15 protein-coding genes are annotated in these 17,937 nt (G+C 72.2%); 5 read left to right on the top strand and 10 right to left on the bottom strand.

Features of this window, described 5'->3' with window-relative positions:
• Positions 1 to 33 precede the first annotated feature (33 nt).
• Positions 34 to 1,017 carry an amidohydrolase family protein gene (locus tag IF20_RS02770; protein ID WP_052863248.1) on the top strand — a complete coding sequence of 328 codons (984 nt, stop codon included), beginning with the start codon at positions 34 to 36 and terminating at the stop codon, positions 1,015 to 1,017.
• Here IF20_RS02770 and nrfD read toward each other — a convergent pair.
• The 3 genes from nrfD to fdh are packed head-to-tail and all read right to left on the bottom strand — an operon-like array spanning position 1,014 to position 6,243.
• Positions 1,014 to 2,030, bottom strand: a complete 1,017-nt coding sequence (nrfD, locus tag IF20_RS02765; protein ID WP_052863247.1) for an NrfD/PsrC family molybdoenzyme membrane anchor subunit — start codon at positions 2,028 to 2,030, stop codon at positions 1,014 to 1,016. The two genes, IF20_RS02770 and nrfD, sit on opposite strands and share 4 nt — an antisense overlap.
• Positions 2,027 to 2,971, bottom strand: coding sequence for a 4Fe-4S dicluster domain-containing protein (locus IF20_RS02760; protein ID WP_052863246.1), 945 nt, complete (start codon positions 2,969 to 2,971; stop codon positions 2,027 to 2,029). Before IF20_RS02760 ends, nrfD begins: the two co-directional genes overlap by 4 nt.
• Positions 2,968 to 6,243 (bottom strand): formate dehydrogenase, encoded by a 3,276-nt coding sequence (gene fdh / locus IF20_RS02755; protein WP_052863245.1) that lies wholly within the window; start codon positions 6,241 to 6,243, stop codon positions 2,968 to 2,970. The genes IF20_RS02760 and fdh overlap by 4 nt, the downstream gene beginning before the upstream one ends.
• A 212-nt stretch (positions 6,244 to 6,455) precedes the next feature.
• On the opposite strand from fdh, the gene IF20_RS02750 reads away from it, so the two are divergent.
• Positions 6,456 to 7,013, top strand: a complete 558-nt coding sequence (locus IF20_RS02750; protein WP_052863244.1) for a cysteine hydrolase family protein — start codon at positions 6,456 to 6,458, stop codon at positions 7,011 to 7,013.
• A gap of 84 nt (positions 7,014 to 7,097) precedes the next feature.
• Positions 7,098 to 7,430 carry a hypothetical protein gene (locus tag IF20_RS02745; RefSeq protein ID WP_052863243.1) on the top strand — a complete coding sequence of 111 codons (333 nt, stop codon included), beginning with the start codon at positions 7,098 to 7,100 and terminating at the stop codon, positions 7,428 to 7,430.
• Positions 7,431 to 7,445: 15 nt separating this feature from the next.
• On the opposite strand, the gene IF20_RS02740 is transcribed toward IF20_RS02745, so the two are convergent.
• Genes IF20_RS02740 through IF20_RS02715 form a run of 6 tightly spaced genes read right to left on the bottom strand, consistent with a single transcriptional unit; the run spans position 7,446 to position 14,014 of the window.
• A complete protein-coding gene (locus IF20_RS02740; RefSeq protein ID WP_052863242.1) occupies positions 7,446 to 8,831 on the bottom strand; it encodes an alpha/beta hydrolase family protein in 1,386 nt (461 codons plus the stop codon).
• Positions 8,831 to 10,162, bottom strand: a complete 1,332-nt coding sequence (locus tag IF20_RS02735; RefSeq protein ID WP_052863241.1) for an MFS transporter — start codon at positions 10,160 to 10,162, stop codon at positions 8,831 to 8,833. Before IF20_RS02735 ends, IF20_RS02740 begins: the two co-directional genes overlap by 1 nt.
• Positions 10,159 to 10,614: a MaoC family dehydratase gene (locus IF20_RS02730; RefSeq protein ID WP_052863240.1), complete on the bottom strand. Its 456-nt coding sequence runs from the start codon at positions 10,612 to 10,614 to the stop codon at positions 10,159 to 10,161. The genes IF20_RS02735 and IF20_RS02730 overlap by 4 nt, the downstream gene beginning before the upstream one ends.
• Positions 10,611 to 12,161 (bottom strand): o-succinylbenzoate--CoA ligase, encoded by a 1,551-nt coding sequence (gene menE, locus IF20_RS02725; protein WP_052863239.1) that lies wholly within the window; start codon positions 12,159 to 12,161, stop codon positions 10,611 to 10,613. Before menE ends, IF20_RS02730 begins: the two co-directional genes overlap by 4 nt.
• A gap of 32 nt (positions 12,162 to 12,193) precedes the next feature.
• Positions 12,194 to 13,060: an amidohydrolase family protein gene (locus IF20_RS02720; RefSeq protein ID WP_052863504.1), complete on the bottom strand. Its 867-nt coding sequence runs from the start codon at positions 13,058 to 13,060 to the stop codon at positions 12,194 to 12,196.
• Positions 13,061 to 13,078: 18 nt separating this feature from the next.
• Positions 13,079 to 14,014 (bottom strand): SDR family NAD(P)-dependent oxidoreductase, encoded by a 936-nt coding sequence (locus IF20_RS02715; protein ID WP_052863238.1) that lies wholly within the window; start codon positions 14,012 to 14,014, stop codon positions 13,079 to 13,081.
• 226 nt (positions 14,015 to 14,240) lie between these two features.
• Between IF20_RS02715 and IF20_RS02710 the strand changes: the two genes are divergently transcribed.
• Positions 14,241 to 14,729 carry a MarR family winged helix-turn-helix transcriptional regulator gene (locus IF20_RS02710; RefSeq protein ID WP_234426457.1) on the top strand — a complete coding sequence of 163 codons (489 nt, stop codon included), beginning with the start codon at positions 14,241 to 14,243 and terminating at the stop codon, positions 14,727 to 14,729.
• A gap of 16 nt (positions 14,730 to 14,745) precedes the next feature.
• Here the strand turns inward: IF20_RS02710 and IF20_RS02705 are convergent, their stop codons facing one another.
• A complete protein-coding gene (locus tag IF20_RS02705; RefSeq protein WP_052863237.1) occupies positions 14,746 to 16,440 on the bottom strand; it encodes an IclR family transcriptional regulator domain-containing protein in 1,695 nt (564 codons plus the stop codon).
• Between the two features lie 237 nt (positions 16,441 to 16,677).
• On the opposite strand from IF20_RS02705, the gene IF20_RS02700 reads away from it, so the two are divergent.
• Positions 16,678 to 17,874, top strand: a complete 1,197-nt coding sequence (locus IF20_RS02700; protein WP_052863236.1) for a 4-hydroxybenzoate 3-monooxygenase — start codon at positions 16,678 to 16,680, stop codon at positions 17,872 to 17,874.
• The last annotated feature ends 63 nt before the right edge of the window (positions 17,875 to 17,937 follow it).

Raw genomic sequence — 17,937 nt, 5'->3', positions numbered from 1 at the left:
TGCGGTGGCGACCCTTCAGGAGACCGCACACAGATGAGGACCGCTCCTCTCATCGCTGTCGAAGAACACTGGATGATGCCGGAACTGACGTCCGCACTTCGCGCCGCGCACCGTCCCGACGAGAGCCTTCTCCTCAACGAGACGGGTGACCATCAGCAATGCTTGGAGGACCTGGGGGCCGGCCGCGTCGCAGCCATGGACGCTCAAGGCATCGACCTGTCGGTCCTCGCCCTGACGCCGCCGGGAACACAGCCGTTGCCGCCCGGCGAGGCTGTGCCGCTGAGCCGCGCCGCGAATGACATGGCCGCGGCAGCCGTCGCCCGGCATCCGGGCCGTTTCCGTGCCTTGTCCACCCTGCCCATGTCGTCCCCTAAGGATGTTGCGGACGAGCTGGAAAGGGCCGCAAGGATGGGGCACGTAGGCACCATGATTTACGGCCGGTCGGGAGACCTGTTCCTCGACGATCCCGTCTATGACGACTTCTTCACCGCCGCGGCGGAACTCGGCCAGCCGGTGTTCATCCACCCGCAGCTGCCCTCGGCGGCCGTCCGTGACGCTTCCTACCGCGGATTCGACCCCAGGACGGAACTCGCCCTCGCCACCTACGGGTGGGGGTGGCACCTGGACGCCGCGACAGCGGCACTGCGGCTGATCCTGCGAGGGACGTTCGACCGTCATCCCGGGCTCCAGGTCGTGCTCGGCCACTGGGGGGAGACGCTGCTGTTCTGGCTGGACCGAGCCGACAGCCTTTCCCGTGTCGCCGGGTTGCGGCGCTCGGTTCTGGAATGCATTCGGTCGAACTTCTACTTCACCGCCTCCGGCATGCTGAACCCGGCACTCCTGCGGCATGCCCTGGCCGTCACCTCTGTCGACCGTCTGCTCTTCTCGACCGATTACCCCTTCCAACGGCCGGCCGGAGAGGACATCGATGCCTTTCTGAGCCATTTCTCGTCCGACGCGGAACGTCGACGGTTCTCCTCGGTCAACGCGGCATCGTTGTACGGCGTCGAGCTTTAGCTGTGGGAGTGGGGGCGGGTGTGGCTGCGGCCCCTGCTTCCGGTCTCCGCCGCCCGTTCTCCGCGGCGTTCCCGTTGGGGCTCCACCGTGTACTTCGGGTCCTCCGCCGAGGCCATGCCGGCGTGGAAGACGCCGAAGCGGGTGAGGGCGGAGCCGGTGAGCAGGGCGAGGCCGCCCGCGACGGCGGCCGGGCGGCTGCGGCCGCCGAGCAGGCCGGCGGTCGCCGCGCCCGCCACGGTGAGCGCCTGGGCGCAGCGCATCAGCTTGCCGGCCTTGCCCGAGCGGTAGGTCTCGGCGACCATGCCGAGCCGCCGCTCGGCGGCCGAGGCGGCTGCCTTGTCCGCCGCCGCTGCCAGTACCGCCGCGCACCGTGCGGGGCCGGTCTCCCGGGTGGGGGAGACCACCAGGGCCATGCCGGCGGCGGCGGCGGTCGCGGAGGCGGCGAAGAGGTACGGGAGTTCGCGGTGTGCGCCGTGCCAGGCGGGCACCGCCGTGTCGGCAGCGAGCACCGCGGTGTACGTGGTGACGGCAGGGCCGAGCACCGCGGCCGCGCCGGTCGCGGCGGCTCCGGCGCGCGGCAGCCACCCGGTCACCGCGCTCGCGGCCGCGGCACCCGCCATCGGCCCGTACCCCGCCAGCAGCCAGGAGCCGACGCTCATCGGAGAGGTCGGCTTGCAGACGCGGAGCATGTTGGCGAAGCGGGAGGGGCGGCCCAGGTCGTTGATCAGGGCGGCCGTGGAGAGGGAGATCGCCGCGAGGGAGGAGATCTTCAGGGCCTTCGCCATCGTGGGGCGGCCGGTCAGCTGGGCGCCCGCGGCCAGCACCGAGCCGGCGCCGGCGAGGCCGCCGGTGAAGAAGTACCCGGCGATGTCCCGGTCCTTCCAGGACGGCGCCTTGATGACGGGGCGGCCGTAGTACGAGTCGAACTCCGCGCGCGGCACCATCAGTTCCTCGCCCTTGCCGCGGCGCCCCTTGCGGCCCTTCCCCTGGATGCCGGTCGTCGTCCCGCTCATCGCCGTCCCTTCCGTCGCAGGAGCGCGGGGAGCACGAAGGAGGTCACCGCGCCCGCCGCCACCGACAGGGCCGCCGCGCCCGCGTGCTTCCACATCGCGGGCAGGTCGCGGGTGGTGACGACCGGGTCCGGCGGCAGCCCGTAGACCTCGGGTTCGTCCAGGAGGAGGAAGAACGCGCCGTCGCCGCCGACACCGTCCTCCGGGTCGTGCCCGTAGAGCCGGGCTTCGGGTACGCCGGCCTCCTGGAGCTGGTCGACGCGCAGGGCGGCGCGTTCGCGCAGTTCGTCCAGCGGGCCGAACTGGATGGAGTCGGTGGGGCAGGCCTTGGCGCAGGCCGGTTCCTGCCCGGCGCCGAGCCGGTCGTAACACATCGTGCACTTGAAGGCGCGGCCGTCGTCCTTGCGCTGTTCGATCACGCCGTACGGGCAGGCCGGTACGCAGTAGCCGCAGCCGTTGCAGATGTCCTCCTGCACGACGACCGTGCCGTACTCGGTGCGGAAGAGCGAGCCGGTGGGGCAGACGTCCAGGCAGGCGGCGTGCGTGCAGTGCTTGCAGACGTCGGAGGACATCAGCCAGCGGATGTCCCCGGCGGGCTGTTGCGGGTCCTCCTCGGCGAGTGGGAGTTGCGTACGTCCGTCCGGCGCGGGCGGTTCCGCCGGGACCCGGCGCGGTGCGGACTGCTCGATGAACGCCACGTGCCGCCAGGTGGAGGCGCCCAGGCCCTGGGAGTTGTCGTACGACATGCCGGTGAGCGACAGCCCGTCCTCGGGGATCGCGTTCCACTCCTTGCACGCCACCTCGCAGGCCTTGCAGCCGATGCAGACGGAGGTGTCGGTGAAGAAGCCCATGCGTGCGGGCGGGTCGGGGTGGCCGGCGTCGCCGGCCGGGTCGGGTTCCGGGCCGCTGAAGAGGCTGCCGGTTTCGAAGAACACGCCGGTCATGTCTGGTGCTCGCCTCCGGTGAGCTCGGTGATCCCGGCGCGCCGCCGGTAGTCGGCGACCAGCCGTGGCAGGTCCGGGCCGCGCGGGCGGCGGCCGGGCCGGATGTCGGCGGTCAGCGCCTTGTCCTCCTGGATGTGCGCGTTGGGGTCCAGCGCGATGGCCATCAGTTCGTTGGCGGCGTCGCCGGTCACCGTGCCGTTGGGGCCCCAGTGGAACGGCAGGCCGATCTGGTGCACGGTACGGCCCTGTACGCGCAGGGACTTGATCCGCTCGGTGACCAGGACGCGGGCCTCGACGGCGTTGCGGGCGGTGATGATGGTGGCCCAGCCGGTGTGGGTGAGGCCGCGTTCGGCGGCCAGTTCCGGGGACACCTCGCAGAAGAACTCCGGCTGGAGTTCGGAGAGGTACGGGGACCAGCGGCTCATGCCGCCCGCGGTGAAGTGCTCGGTGAGCCGGTGGGTGGTGACCACGTACGGGTAGGTGCCCGCGCCGGGTTCGTCGCCGCTGGGGTGGTAGCGGTTGCCTGGGCGGGAGTGCAGCTGCCGGGCGGGGGACCGGGAGCGGCCGGGGTACAGGGCGTTGGTGAACGGGGAGTCCTGCGGCTCGTAGTGCGTGGGCAGCGGCCCGTCGAGCAGCCCGGCGGGCGCGAACAGCCAGCCCTTGCCGTCGGCCTGCATGATGAACGGGTCGTCACCGCGCAGCGCGTCCGGCCCTTCGGCGTCGTCCGGCGGTACGTACCCCGGCTCCTTGTCGGGGACGAAGTCGGGGACGTCGTGCCCGGTCCACCTGCCGGCCTCGGCGTCCCACCAGATGTAGGCCTTGCGGTCGCTCCAGGGGGTGCCGTCGGGCCGGGCCGAGGCGCGGTTGTAGAGGATGCGGCGGTTGGCGGGCCAGGCCCAGGCCCATTCGGCGGCGACCCAGTCCTGTTCGCTGTGCGGTTTGCGGCGGTCGGCCTGGTTCACGCCGTCCGCGTACACCCCGCAGTAGATCCAGCAGCCGCAGCTCGTGGAGCCGTCGTCCTTGAGCTGGGTGTACGCGGAGAGCGGGGTGCCGTCGGGGCCGCGGCCGTTGATCTCGGCGAGGACGGCGTCGGCGACCGGCTCGTCCAGCTCGCCCTGTACGGGGTAGTCCCAGGCCAGGTCCTGGATCGCGCGGTCCATCGGGTCGGTGGAATCGGCCAGCTTCTCCTTGATGCGGCGTCCGAGGTGGTACATGAACCACAGGTCGCTGCGGGCGTCGCCGTCCGGCTCGACGGCGGCGTGGTGCCACTGGAGCCAGCGGTTGGTGTTGGTGAAGGAGCCGGACTTCTCGGTGTGCGAGGCGGCGGGGAGGAAGAAGACCTCCGTGCCGATGTCCTCCGTGCGCAGCTCCCCCGATTCGATCTCCGGGCCGTCCTGCCACCAGGTCGCGGATTCGATGAGGGAGAAGTCGCGGACCACCAGCCAGTCGAGGTTGGCCATGCCGAGCCGCTGGAGGCGGGTGTTGGCGGAGCCGACGGCCGGGTTCTCGCCCATGAGGAAGTAGCCCTTGCAGGCGCCGTCCAGCTGGGCCAGGACGATGTCGTACGCGCCGTGCGATCCGGTCAGCCGCGGCAGGTGGTCGAAGCAGAAGTCGTTCGCCGGCTGGGCAGCGTCCCCGTAATAGGCCTTGAGCAGGCTGACGAAATAGGCCCGCATATTGGCCCAGAATCCTTTGTCCGTACGGCTGGCCGTGACGAACGCGTCGAGATCCTCATGGGTGTGGGCGTGCGGCATCGGAAGGTATCCGGGCAGCAGGTTGAACAGCGTCGGAATGTCGCTGGAGCCCTGAATGGAGGCGTGGCCGCGGAGCGCCTGGATTCCGCCGCCGGGGCGTCCGATGTTGCCCAGCAGCAATTGCAGGATGCTGGCCGCGCGAATGTACTGCGAGCCGACGGTGTGCTGTGTCCAGCCCACCGCGTACGCGAAGGCGCTGGTGCGGTCGGGGCCCGAGTTGGCGGTGAGGGCTTCGCAGACGCGGAGGAACGTCTCCTCGGGGACGCCGCAGATGTCGGCCACCATCTCGGGCGTGTAGCGCGCGTAGTGCCGCTTGAGGATCTGGAAGACGCAGCGCGGGTGCTGCAGCGTCGGATCCCGCTCGGGGTCGGACTCGGCCTGGGCGCCGCCCGAGCCGTGGGTTTCGGCGTGCGCCGCATCGTGCAGGTTGCGCCCGGTCTCGGGGTCCTTCTGGAGGCGCTGGTCGTGCCGCTGTTCCACGTCGCCGGACGGGGCCTGCACGCCGCCGCCCGCGTACTGCCAGGTCTCCGCGTCGTACCGGTGGTGTTCCTCGTCCAGGCCGGAGAAGATACCGGCCAGGTCCTCGGTGTCCTGGTAGTCCTCGCTGATCAGGGTGGCGGCGTTGGTGTAGGCGAGGACGTAGTCGCGGAATTCCTTGCCCTCGCTCAGGACGTGGTTGATGATCCCGCCGAGGAAGGCGATGTCGGTGCCGGCCCGCAGCGGTACGTGCAGGTCGCACAGCGCGCTGGTGCGGGTGTACCGCGGGTCGACGTGGATGAGGGTCGCGCCGCGCGCCTTGGCCTCCATGACCCACTGGAAGCCGACCGGGTGGGCCTCGGCGAAGTTGGAGCCCTCGATGATGATGCAGTCGGCGTGTTGGAGGTCCTGCATGAAGGTGGTCGCGCCGCCGCGTCCGAAGGACGTGCCGAGGCCGGCGACCGTGGAGCTGTGGCAGACCCGTGCCTGGTTCTCCACCTGAACGATGCCGAGGCCGGTCAGCAACTTCTTGATCAGGTAGTTCTCTTCGTTGTCCAGGGTGGCGCCGCCCAGGCTGGCGATGCCGAGGGTGCGGGCCACACGCGCGCCCTCGGCCTCCCACTGCCAGGTCTCGCGGCGGGTCTCGATGACCCGGTCGGCGATCATGTCCATGGCGGTGTCGAGGTCGAGCGGTTCCCAGTCCTTACCGTGCGGCCGCCGGTAGAGCACCTGGTGCTCCCGCGCGTCGCCGGTCGTCAGCTGGAGCGTCGCCGACCCTTTGGGGCACAGCCGGCCCCGGCTGACGGGGGAGTCGGGGTCGCCCTCGATCTGCACGACCTTCTCGTCCTTGACGTACACCTGCTGCCCGCAGCCGACCGCGCAGTACGGGCAGACCGACTGCACCACCCGGTCGGCGGAGTCCGTACGGGGCCGCAGCTGCTCGGTGTACCCGGACATCGCGGCGCGCCCGCGGCCGAGCGGGTCCTTCCCGGTGAGCTGCCGGTACACGGGCCAGTCGCGGATCAGCCGCTGTACGCCCATGGGTCCTCCAGCCGTCGGCGTCTGCTGTGCGGTGCGGAATGCGGTTCCTCGGTACGCAACCAATGCCTTCAGGGTTGCCCCTGGTGCGGACGGGTGCCCGCCGACATGCCGCTCACACCCGCCGATCGGGGGAGCGGTACCGGGACCGGTGCAGGGAGGCGGACCGGGTGTCCGAGGTGAGAAGAGCGGCTCGGCGGTCAACTCTGGGAGGCGTGAGTACTACTGCCCTGATCGTCATCGACATGATCAATACCTACGACCACGAGGACGCCGAGCTGCTGCTGCCCTCGGTGCGCAAGGCGCTGCCCGCCGTCGTCCGCCTCATCGACCGGGCACGCGCGGACGGCGTGCCCGTGATCTACGCCAACGACAACTTCGGCGAGTGGCGCTCGCACCACGGCGAGCTGCTGGAAACCGCGCTGGCCGGGCCGCACGCGGAGCTGGTGGACCCCGTCCGCCCGGACGACTCCTCGCTGTTCATCATCAAGGCCCGGCACTCGATCTTCTTCGAGACGCCGATGACCTATCTGCTCGCGCAGCTGGGCATCGACCACGTCGTGCTGTGCGGGCAGGTCACCGAGCAGTGCGTCCTGTACTCGGCGCTGGACGCGCACATCCGCCACCTGAAGGTCACCGTTCCGGACGATGCCGTGGCGCACATCCACCCCGACCTCGCCGACGCGGCGCTCCGGATGATGGAACGCAACATGAACACGCACATCTGCACGGTGGACACCCTGGACTGGCAGGCGGCCGCGCGGCGTGATTGACGGCCGCTGTGCCGGGCACTCGGGGGGCGGGAAAGAAGCCGAGCGGGACGCGAGGCGCGTTCCGTGGGAGGAAGGGAGCGCACGATGCCCAGCGGCTCCAACGCCAAGCGCGAACGGCAGTACGAGCACATCAAGGAAGGCGCCGAGAAGCGGGGCACCTCCACCGGCCGGGCGAAGGAGATCGCCGCGCGGACGGTCAACAAGGAGCGGGCGCGCTCCGGCGAGGCGAAGAGCGCGAGCAAGGAGTCCACGCAGGACCCGAAGTCCGCGCCGGAGCGGGGCGGCCAGCGCTCGGGCAACCGCACGGGCCCGAAGGGCCCGACCAAGGACCAGCTCTACCGCGAGGCCAAGGAGAAGAACATCGACGGCCGCTCCTCGATGACCAAGGACGAGCTGGCCAAGGCGCTCGGCCGCTGAACCGCCCCGCCGGGCCTACTGCCCGTCGCCCGGGTGCGCCAGGTCGTATGGGCGCGGGTACGGTCCCGGCCGGAAGGCGAGGTAGCGTGCCGCCGTCGTCGGGTCGGCCCGCCGCGCCTCCGCGTTGAGGTCCACCGGTGAGGTGCCGTCCCACCGCCCGGTGCCGATCCGGCGGTCGACCGCGTGCAGCGCGGCCAGCTGCTCGGCGGGCGTGAACGTGCAGTGCCCGGCGTTGTCGACGAATGCCTGGCGCAGCAGGCCGCCCGATCCGGCGGCCGTGACGGCCCGGCGGTGCACCGCGGTCACCTGTACCGGGACCAGCGGGTCGCCGGTGGTGTGCACGTCCAGCTGCGGTTTGCGCAGCTTCCCGGTGAACGCGACGTTGCGGGTCATGTAGCGGACGGCCGCGGGGTCGGCCTGGATCCGGGGTGCGCCCGCGAGCGTGCGCAGGTCCTTGCCGAGCGACAGCCCGGCCGACCGGTACAGCGCCTCGACCTCCGCGTACCCGGCCGACCTGCGCAGCATCGCCGCGTAGTCCACGCCGGTGTTCCAGGCCATGTTCCCGCCGGCTCGCTGTTCGGCCTCCTGGCGGCGCCGGAAGGCGGCGTCCACCAGCATCGTGCTGACGGCGCGGTACTGGTTGGCCTGCTGCGCCTCGTAGTCGTCCGGCGCGGGCCGGTCCTGGCCCGGATCGTTCCAGCCGGGGATGTTGTGCAGGGCGGCGGCCAGTGCGATACGGGCCCGCCCGGCCGCGCTGCCCTGGGCCTTGGAGAGCACGTCACCGAGCCGGCCGGCGGCCCGGTCCGCCTCGCCGGCGTCGGCGAAGCCGGTCAGCGGGATGCCGGAGCCGGGCGCGAGAAGTGTCTTCAGGGCGAAGGCCGGGTCGAGGGTGGAGTTCCAGTTGGCGACGCCGCCCTGGACGAGGCCGCACAGGGACAGCGAGCCGTCGATACGGCCGGGGTGCCGTTCGGCGATCGTGGTGGTGACCAGCCCGCCGTAGGACTCGCCCCAGGCGAGCGTGCGCCGGGCCGGGCCGACCCGGTGGGCGAAGACGTCCAGTGTGGCGAGCTGGTCGGGCACCGCCTGCTCGACGGCCCACCCGGTGGCGGAGTACGAGGACCCGGCCAGCGCATAGCCCTCGCTGAGCAGCAGCTTCCTGGTCGCCTCATCGGAGGCGTCCACCGCCTCGTTCGGGGCACCGGCGGGCCGGTACCCGTGGCTGAACAGCAGCAGGGTGCCGTTCCAGCGGGCCGGGGTGTCGATGACGTACGTGGCACCGGAGGGCAGCGTGCCGTCGAGGTGGCGGGGTTCGGCCGGCGCGGCGGTCGCGGGCGGCACCGCGGCGGTGAGGAGCAGCGCGGCGACGGCCGCGGCCATCCCCGTCTTATGACGTGCCCTCATCAATGGGCTCCTTCCGGTCGGAACGAGTTCTCTTGGTACTGCTCGGTGCCGAACCGGTCGCGGCTGGTCTCCCGGACCCGCCACACGGTGAGTGCGGTGACGGCGGCGCCGGCGGTCATCAGCAGGGCGACGGGCGTGCTGCTCCCGTACGCGGCGAGGAGGCTGCCGGCGATCAGCGGGGAGAAGCCGGCGCCGAGCAGGGTCGCGGTCTGGTAGCCGAGCGAGGCGCCGGTGTAGCGGACCCGGGTGCCGAACATCTCGGTGAGCAGCGCCCCCAGCGGCCCGTACATGGTGGACTGGGCGACGCCGTGCCCGAGGACGAGCGCGAGGATCAGCAGTCCGGGACGGCCGCTGTCGACCAGCGCGAACACCGGGAACGCGGTGGCGGCCGAGAGGACCGCGCCGGCCAGCACCACGGGCCGCCGCCCGAACCGGTCGGACAGCGCCCCGGCGCAGGGCAGGACCAGCAGGGCGGTGCAGGAGGCGAGCGTGACGCCGGTGAGGACCTGGGTGCGCGAGAAGCCGTGGCCGACCGCGTAGGACACCATGAAGCTGGTCAGCAGGGACTGCGCGGTGAACGCCCCGATGCCGGCGCCGGCCGCCATCAGTACGGCGCGCGGCCTGCGCACCACGTCGAGCAGCGGCAGCCGGGCCGGTGCCCGCTCCTCCTTCAGCGCGCGGAACAGCGGGCTCTCGGTGACCTTCAGCCGTACGTACAGGCCCGCGAACAGCAGGACCAGGCTGAGCAGGAAGGGAACCCGCCAACCCCAGGCGCGGAACTGCTCGTCCGGCAGGGCGGCGACGAGGGTGACGACCGCGGTGGACAGGACGGTGCCGAGCGGGGCACCCAGCTGGGTGAGGCTGGTCCACCGGCCGCGCGGCCGGCCGCCCGCGTGCTCGGCGACCATCAGCGTCGCGCCGCCCCACTCGCCGCCTATCGCGATCCCTTGGACGACGCGGAGCAACACCAGCAGCACGGGCGCCCACACGCCGATCGTGGCGTACGTCGGCAGCAGCCCGATGAGGAAGCTGCCGACGCCCATCAGCACCATCGTCGCCAGCATCATGGACTTGCGGCCGAGCCGGTCGCCGAAGTGGCCGAAGACGATGCCGCCGAGGGGCCGGGCGACGTACCCGGCGGCGAAGGTGCCGAACGCCGCGACGGTGCCGGCCGCGGGGTCGGCCGCGGGGAAGAACAGGTCGCCGAAGACCAGCGCGGCGACCGTTCCGTAGACCAGGAAGTCGTAGAACTCCACGGCCGTGCCGAGCAGCCCGGAGAGCGCGACGCGTCTGAGCTGCCGTGCGTCCTGCGTCTCGCGCACGGCGGTCATCCGTGGAAGCGGGAGAGGCTGCGCAGGACGCAGGCGGGCTTGGCGGCGCCCTCGATCTCGACCGTGCCGTCGACCGCGATCTGCACCCCGCCCTTCACCTCGTCGACGGAGGCGAGCGTGGCGGCCAGCCGGATGCGCGAGCCGACCTTGACGGGGGAGGGGAACCGCACCTTGTCCAGGCCGTAGTTGACCTTCGTGGTGACGCCCTGGACGTCCAGGAGGCCGGTGAAGAGCGGTATGAACAGCGAGAGGGTGAGGTAGCCGTGCGCGATGGGCGCGCCGAACGGGCCCTGCGCGGCCTTCTCCGGGTCGGTGTGGATCCACTGGTGGTCGCCGGTGGCGTCGGCGAAGGTGTCGATGCGGTCCTGGGTGACCTCCAGCCAGTCGCTGGTGCCGAGGTCGCTGCCGGCGAGCTTCTTCAGTTCTTCGAGGCCGTTGACGGTGACGGTCATGAGGTTCCTCTTTCGTTTCCGTGGGGTTCGTTTCCGTGGGGTGGGCGCGCGCCGTACAGGGCGCGGACGCGGGGCTTGAGGAGCTTTCCGGAGGCGGTGCGCGGCAGTTCGTCCGCCACCACGACCGATTTCGGGATCTTGTACTTGGCCAGCCGCCCGGCGAGCGAGGCGAGCACCTCCGCGGAGTCCACGGTGCGGTCGTCCCGGGGGACCACCACCGCGCGCGGCACCTCGCCCCACCGCTCGTCCGGTACGCCGATCACGGCGCACTCCGCGATGTCGGGGTGGGCGAGCAGGGCACCCTCGACCTCGGCGGGGTAGATGTTCTCGCCGCCCGAGATGATCATGTCCTTGAGGCGGTCGACGACGGTGACGTAGCCGTCCGCGTCGGTCCGGGCCGCGTCACCCGTCCGGAACCAGCCGTCCGCGAAGGCGGCCGCGCTCTCCTCCGGCAGACCCCAGTAGCCGGCCATCACGTTCGGGCCGCGCACCAGCACCTCGCCGGGTTCGCCGACGCCGGCGGGGGAGAGGTCGGGCCGTACCACCCGTACGTCGGTGAAGAAGTGCGGCACCCCGGCCGAGCCCGCCTTGCTGACGGCGTGCTCACCGTCCAGGAACAGCGCGCCGGGCGCCGCCTCGGTCATGCCGTAGCCCTGCTGGAAGGTGAGCCCGCGCTGCTGGTACGCGGCGATCAGCGGCTCGGGGACGGGGGAGCCGCCGCAGGTGAGGAGGCGCAGCGAGGAGAGGTCGGCGGTGGACCAGCGCGGGCTGCGCGCGATCCGCTCGAACATGGTGGGCACGCCGAACATGAAGGTGATCCGGTGCTCGGCGATCAGGTCGAAGGTGGCGTCCGGGTCGAAGGACTCCACCAGGACGCAGGTGCCGCCCTTGAGCAGCACCGGCAGGGTGAGCATGTTCAGCCCGGCGGTGTGGAACAGCGGCGCGGAGACGAGCGCCACCTCGTCCGTGGTGAGGTCGGTGTCGACGAGGACGTTGAGCGCGTTCCAGGTGAGGTTGGCGTGCGTGAGCATGGCGCCCTTGGGCCGGCCCGTGGTGCCGGATGTGTACATGATGATGCACACGTCGTCGCCGGAGACCGGCTCGTCCAGCGGCCCGCCCGCGGCGCCCGCGATCAACTCCTCGTATGCCGAACCGACTTCGAGGTACGTGCGGACGGGGGCGGCAGTGTCGCGCAGCCCCGCCACCAGCTCGGCGTGCTCGGGGGTGTGGATCAGTGTGCCGGCGCCCGAGTCGGCCAGCTGGTAGGCGAGTTCGGGCCCGGCCAGCCGGGTGTTGAGCGGGACGAAGACGGCGCCCAGCGCACCGGCGGCGAAGAAGGTCTCCAGGAAGGAGGGGTGGTTGGGCCCGAGGAAGGCGATCCGGTCGCCGCGCCGGACGCCGGTCGCGCGCAGCGCGCGGGCCAGTCGAGCGGTGCGGTCGTGCAGCTCTGCGTAGGTGGTCGTCGCGCCTTCGTGGCGGACGGCGATGCGGTGCGGGGTCTTGCGGGCCCGGCGGGCGGGCCACGACCCCAGTCCCTCGTTGCGCACGGCGGCTCTCCTTGGATGGCCTTGCGGTGGGATCAGGCGAGCCCGAGCAGCCGGGCGGCGTTCTCCTTGAGGATCTTCGGCCGGACCGCTTCCTTGATCTCCAGCTTCTCGAAGTCCGCGAGCCAGCGGTCCGGCGTGAGCACGGGATAGTCGGAGCCGAAGAGCACCTTGTCCTTGAGCAGGGTGTTGGCGTACTGCACGAGCTGCGGCGGGAAGTACTTCGGCGACCAGCCCGACAGGTCGATGTGCACCCCGGGCTTGTGCGTGGCGACGGCCAGCGCCTCGTCCTGCCAGGGGAAGGACGGATGGGCGAGGATGATCTTCAGATGCGGGAAGTCGGCGGCCACGTCGTCGACGTGCAGCGGGTTGGAGTACTTCAGCCGGATGCCGCCACCGCCCGGCACCCCGGCGCCGATGCCGGTCTGCCCGGTGTGGAAGAGCGCGATCGCCCCGGTCTCCTCGATGACCTCGTACAGCCCGTACGCCAGCCGGTCGTTGGGGAAGAACGCCTGGATGCTCGGGTGGAACTTGAAGCCGCGTACGCCGTACTCCTCCACCAGCCGCCGCGCCTGCTTGACCGCCGCCTTGCCGCGGTGCGGGTCGAGCGAGGCGAACGGGATCAGCACGTCGGCGTTGTCGGCGGCGGCCTCGGCCACCTCCTCGTTCGGTACCGGCTCGGTGCCGGTCGCGGACTCGGCGTCCACGGTGAAGACGACGGCGGCCATCTTCCGCTCGCGGTAGTACGCGGCGATCTCCGGCAGCGTCGGCTTCCGGTTGCCCTCGATCTTGAAGTACGCGCTGGAGGCGTCGGCCAGTTCGGTGTCGAGGGAGGCCTGCCCCTTGGCGGAGACCTCGGCGTGCGTGTGCACGTCGATGGCCACCAGCTCGGCCACGTTCATGGTGCGGGTCGTCATGGCTCAGGCCTCCGGGATCACGGGCGCGGGGATGCCCACGGACTGCGGCTCGCGGCCCACGGACGTGTGCCAGGCCGCCGCGACGGTCTCCGGACGCCAGCCCCCGTCCGCGTACGCCACCGACACCTCCTGCGGGTGCGACCACAGCGCGAGCTTGTCGCCGCCGATGCCGACGCACTGGCCCGTGACGTCCTTCGCGGCGTCCGAGGCGAGGAACGGCACCAGCGCGGCGCAGTCCTCGGCCGTGCCGAAGCCCTCGCCCTTGCGCAGGAAGTCCGGCAGGGGAGCGCCGCGCCGCATCGCCTCGACGTACGGCGCGAACGCCGGGATCGTCTCGGTCATCGCGGTCGCCGCGACGGGCACGATCGCGTTGACGGTGATGCCGGCCCGCGCCAGCTCCATCGACCAGGTACGCGTCATGGCGGCGATGCCGGCCTTGGCGGCGGCGTAGTTGGTCTGGCCGAAGTTGCCGCGCTGCCCGGCGGGGGAGCCCACCAGGATCAGCCGGCCGCCGTCGCCCTGCTCCCGCATCCGCACAGCGGCGGCGCGAGCGCAGGTGAACGTGCCCTTGAGGTGCGTGGTGAGCACGGCGTCGAAGTCGTCGTCGGTCATCTTCCACAGCACGCGGTCGCGCAGGATGCCCGCGTTGGTGACCATCACGTCCAGTCGGCCGAACTCCTCGACGGCGCGGCCCACCAGCCGGTCGGCGGCCTCGGTGGTACCGACGGCGACGGCCTCCGCGACGGCCCGGCCGCCGGCCTCGGTGATGCTCTTCGCGGCCTGCTCGGCCACGGACTCGTCCAGGTCGTTGACGACGACGGACGCGCCGGCCGCGGCGAGCGCCGAGGCGTACGCGAGGCCCAGGCCGCGGCCGGAACCGGTCACGACGGCGACCTTCCCGGTGAGGTCGACGGGGGAGTGGGCAGGAGATTCGGGCACGGTGACGTCCTCTCAACTTGCTTTTTGCACAACGAAGTTGACGTGAGCGGGAAGGGTGGGGTGCGGCGAGTGGTCGGCTGCCGGCCTCGCCGTGACCGAAGCTAAGACCAATCGTTGTTGACGTCAATGGTTGTTCTCGTAATCGAATCTGCGGCATGCTGGACCCGCTGGTGAGATGGAGAGCCGGACAGACCGCCCCGCACCGGGGCTCGGAACAGGGAGCGCCATGACCCCCCAGGGACCGCCCACCGCCCAGGCCAGGCCCGTCGACGCCGACGAGCCGTGGATGCGGGGGCTGCACGCCGACACCGGGTACCTGCTGTACCGGCTCGGCCTGCGTTCCGGTCAGCTCTTCAACGCGGCCCTCCAGGAATCGGGCCTCCGGCTACGGCACTACGCACTCCTGCGGTACCTCGCCACGGTCGAGGGCGCCCCGCAGCGCGAATTGAGCGTCCGGCTCGGTTACGACCCCAGCGCCATCGTCGGCCTCGTCGACGACCTCGAACGCCTCCGCCTCGTCGAGCGCCGCCCGGCCCCCGCCGACCGGCGCCGCCGCATCGTCGTCCTGGCCGAAGCGGGCCGTGCCTACCTCCGCGACACCGACGAGGCCAGCCACCGCGTCACCGACGAACTGACCGGCCCGCTGACCGCCGAGGAGCGCGACACGCTGCACGCCCTGCTGCTGCGGGTCGCCGAGCAGCGGGACGAGGGCTGAGCCGACGCGGCCCGCGTCAGGCCGTCGGGATGCGGGTGAACCGACCCGCGATGTGCAGGTCCGCCTCGATGCCGGCCACCGTGGTGCGTAGCTCCGGCAGGATGTCCGTGACGCACTCCGCCGCGGTGCGGCGGACGGTGTGCATCGCGACGTTCACGGCCGCCACGACGTCCCCCGCGCCGTTGTGGACCGGTACGGCGATCGACCGGAGCCCTTCCTCCAACTCGTCCTCCACCAGCGCGTAGCCCTGGTCGGCCACCTGGTCCAGGAGTGCGGCGAGGTCGGCGGCGCGGGTCACCGTCCGCGGGGTCAGCGGCCGCAGCTCGGTGCGGGCGAGCCGCGCGGACCGCTCGGCGGGCGACAGGCCGGCCAGCGCGACCCGGCCCATCGCGGTGGCGTACGCGGGCAGCCGGGTGCCGATGGTGAGGTTGACGCTCATCACGCGGGAGGTGGCGACCCGGGCCGTGTACTGGATGTCGTCCCCCGCGAGCACGGCCAGGGACGCCGAGTCGTGCACCCGCGCGGCGAGCGCGGCGAGATGGGGTCCCGCGATCTGGGGAAGCGTCGTGCGCGAGAGCGCGGGATAACCGAGTGCCAGCACCCGGGGCGTGAGCCGGAAGGCGCGGCCCTCGGAAGCGACGTACCCCAGGTGTTCCAGGGTGATCAGGGCGCGGCGGGCGGTGGCCCGGGCCAGCCCGGTCGCCTCGGCGACCGCGGAGAGCGTCAGCTCGGCGCGGCCCGTACCGAACGCCGTCAGTACCGTCAGGCCGCGGGCCAGCGACTCGATGAACTCCCGGCCCAGCTCCTGCTTCGAGGCGGCGGTCCAGGCCGCGAGCGGCGGGGGCGGGGCGAGGCCGGGCTCGGGCGGCGCGTCCTGCGCCCGGCGCAGCTCCTCCTCCATCGCGGCCACCGTCTCGCGCAGCCGGGGGAGCAGCGTGTCGTGCAGGGACGCGGCGCTGTGCCGGCTGGTGTGGCTCACCACGCTCGCCGCGCAGACGACCGAGCCGTCCGGGGCGTGCACCGGTACGGCCAGTGCGACCAGTCCGGGCTCGATCAGTTGGTCGTCCAGCGCCCAGCCCTGTTCGCGCGCCTGCCGGGCGCGCTCCTCGAAGGGGGCGCCGTCGGTCGCGGCCCGGGCGGCGTCGTACGGCGGTACGGCGGGGAAGTCGCGGTGCTCCGGATCGGCGGCCCGGCGCTCCCGCCAGCGTGCCCACTCCGCCTCGGACCAGCCGGCGGCGAAGAGCGGGCCCGGCGCGGTGCGCTCGGCCGGCAGCAGGTCGCCGATGCGGAAGCTCAGGGACATCGCGCGGCGGCGGGTCGCCTGGTGCAGGAAGCGGATGCCGTCCCGGTCGGACACCGCGAGCGAGACCGACTCGTCCAGCGCGTCGGCCAACGCGTCGGCGTGCCCGCCGAGCAGGCCGGGCAGCCGCAGCGCGGCGAGGTAGGCGTTGCCCAGCTGCATGACGCGCGGGGTGAGCACGGCGTCCCGGCCGTCCAGCCGTACGTAGCCCATCCGCGCCAGCGTCGCGGTCACCCGGTCGACGGTGGAGCGGGCGAGGCCGGTGGCGCGCTCCAGCTCGCTCGGGCTCAGTGCGCCGTCGGCCTTGGTGAGCCGGCGCAGCACGGCGATGCCGCGCATCAGCGGCGTGACCGCCTCGGCCGGCGCCCCGGCGGGGGCGGCGGGCGGCGTCGTCATGTCGGTCGGTGGCATCGGCTCTCCGTCGCGGTCTGTGCAGGACACCGTAAGGAATGCGGGCGGCCGCCCGCACCGAGGGTCCGCATCGCGGTGGACCAGGGGCGTTGCCGGTGAACCGTTGACAGCCGGCAGCGGCGCGCGCAAACTCTGCGGAACGCCAGTGAATAATAATTCACCACGCGAACATCCTGCACAAGCCCGCTTGCTGGGACGTCGGAAAGCGGGCCCGTCCTCGACGACGAGGAGAGACGTATGCACACCACCGTCGGGATCATCGGCGGCGGCCCCGCGGGCCTGCTGCTCGCCCGCCTGCTGCACACCGCGGGCATCGACAGCGTCGTACTGGAGAGCCGGGACCGCCGGTACGTCGAGCAGCGGCAGCGCGCCGGAATCCTGGAGCAGGCCACCGTGGACGCCCTCCGGGCGTGCGGCGCCGGGGCCCGGCTGGACGCCGAGGGCATGGTCCACGACGGGATCGAGCTGCGCTTCGACCGGCGCGCGCACCGCGTCGACTTCCCCTCCCTCGCCGACGGCCGACGGGTGACGGTGTACGCACAGACCGAGGTGGTCAAGGACCTGATCGCGCTCCAGCTCGCCGAGGGCGGCCCGCTGCTCTTCGAGGCTGAGGTGCACGCGGTCGAGGGCGCCGACACCGACCGCCCGTCGATCCGCTACACCCGCGAGGGCGAGGAGCAGACCCTCACCTGCGACTACGTCGTCGGCTGCGACGGCTTCCACGGCGTGGCCCGCAACGCCGTGCCCGAGCACCTGCGCACCACGTACGAACGCGTCTACCCGTACTCCTGGCTCGGCATCCTCGCCGACGCGCCGCCCGCCGCCGACGAGCTGATCTACGCCCACTCCGACCGCGGCTTCGCGCTCGCCAGCATGCGCTCCCCGTCCGTCAGCCGGCTCTACCTCCAGGTCCCCAACGGCACCGACCCCGCCGAGTGGTCCGACGACCGCATCTGGGACGAGCTGGACGCCCGCTTCGCCCTGGACGCCGACCCCGGATGGCGGCTGAAGCGCGGCCCGATCACCAGCAAGTCCGTGCTGCCGATGCGCAGCCATGTCACCGAGCCGATGGCGTACGGCCGGGTCCTGCTGGCCGGCGACGCCGCGCACATCGTGCCGCCCACCGGCGCCAAGGGCCTCAACCTCGCCGCCGCCGACGTCATCGTCCTGGCCCGCGCCCTGACCCGCTGGCACACCACCGGCGCCACGGACCTGCTGGAGTCCTACTCCGGCACCTGCCTGCGCCGCGTCTGGCGCGCCGAGCACTTCTCGTACTTCATGACCACCACCCTGCACACCGCCCCTGACCAGTCCCCCTTCGAGACGCGCCTGCAGATCTCCCAGCTCGACCGCGTCGCGACCTCCCACCACGCGGCGGCCGAGCTGGCCGAGAACTACACGGGCCTGCCGCTGCCCACCGGCCCGACGGGCTGAGCCGCTCCCGGCGGTCGGCGGGCGCTCCGCACCAGCGCACGCCCGCCGACCGCCCCCGCCCAC

This window comes from Streptomyces niger, from assembly GCF_000718305.1.
Classification (GTDB): Bacteria; Actinomycetota; Actinomycetes; order Streptomycetales; family Streptomycetaceae; genus Streptomyces; species Streptomyces niger.
Note: the sequence above shows the minus strand (reverse complement) of the source record. Positions and strands in the feature narration are given on the sequence as shown.

Bases quoted from the DNA above. Each gene is read 5' to 3' on its own strand.
- nrfD (WP_052863247.1), bottom strand. From the start codon at position 2,030: ATGAGCGGGACGACGACCGGCATCCAGGGGAAGGGCCGCAAGGGGCGC.
- IF20_RS02700 (WP_052863236.1), top strand. From the start codon at position 16,678: ATGCACACCACCGTCGGGATCATCGGCGGCGGCCCCGCGGGCCTGCTG.
- IF20_RS02745 (WP_052863243.1), top strand. From the start codon at position 7,098: ATGCCCAGCGGCTCCAACGCCAAGCGCGAACGGCAGTACGAGCACATC.
- fdh (WP_052863245.1), bottom strand. From the start codon at position 6,243: ATGGGCGTACAGCGGCTGATCCGCGACTGGCCCGTGTACCGGCAGCTC.
- IF20_RS02730 (WP_052863240.1), bottom strand. From the start codon at position 10,614: ATGACCGTCACCGTCAACGGCCTCGAAGAACTGAAGAAGCTCGCCGGC.
- IF20_RS02735 (WP_052863241.1), bottom strand. From the start codon at position 10,162: ATGACCGCCGTGCGCGAGACGCAGGACGCACGGCAGCTCAGACGCGTC.
- IF20_RS02740 (WP_052863242.1), bottom strand. From the start codon at position 8,831: ATGAGGGCACGTCATAAGACGGGGATGGCCGCGGCCGTCGCCGCGCTG.
- IF20_RS02760 (WP_052863246.1), bottom strand. From the start codon at position 2,971: ATGACCGGCGTGTTCTTCGAAACCGGCAGCCTCTTCAGCGGCCCGGAA.
- IF20_RS02720 (WP_052863504.1), bottom strand. From the start codon at position 13,060: ATGAACGTGGCCGAGCTGGTGGCCATCGACGTGCACACGCACGCCGAG.
- IF20_RS02770 (WP_052863248.1), top strand. From the start codon at position 34: ATGAGGACCGCTCCTCTCATCGCTGTCGAAGAACACTGGATGATGCCG.
- IF20_RS02705 (WP_052863237.1), bottom strand. From the start codon at position 16,440: ATGCCACCGACCGACATGACGACGCCGCCCGCCGCCCCCGCCGGGGCG.
- IF20_RS02710 (WP_234426457.1), top strand. From the start codon at position 14,241: ATGACCCCCCAGGGACCGCCCACCGCCCAGGCCAGGCCCGTCGACGCC.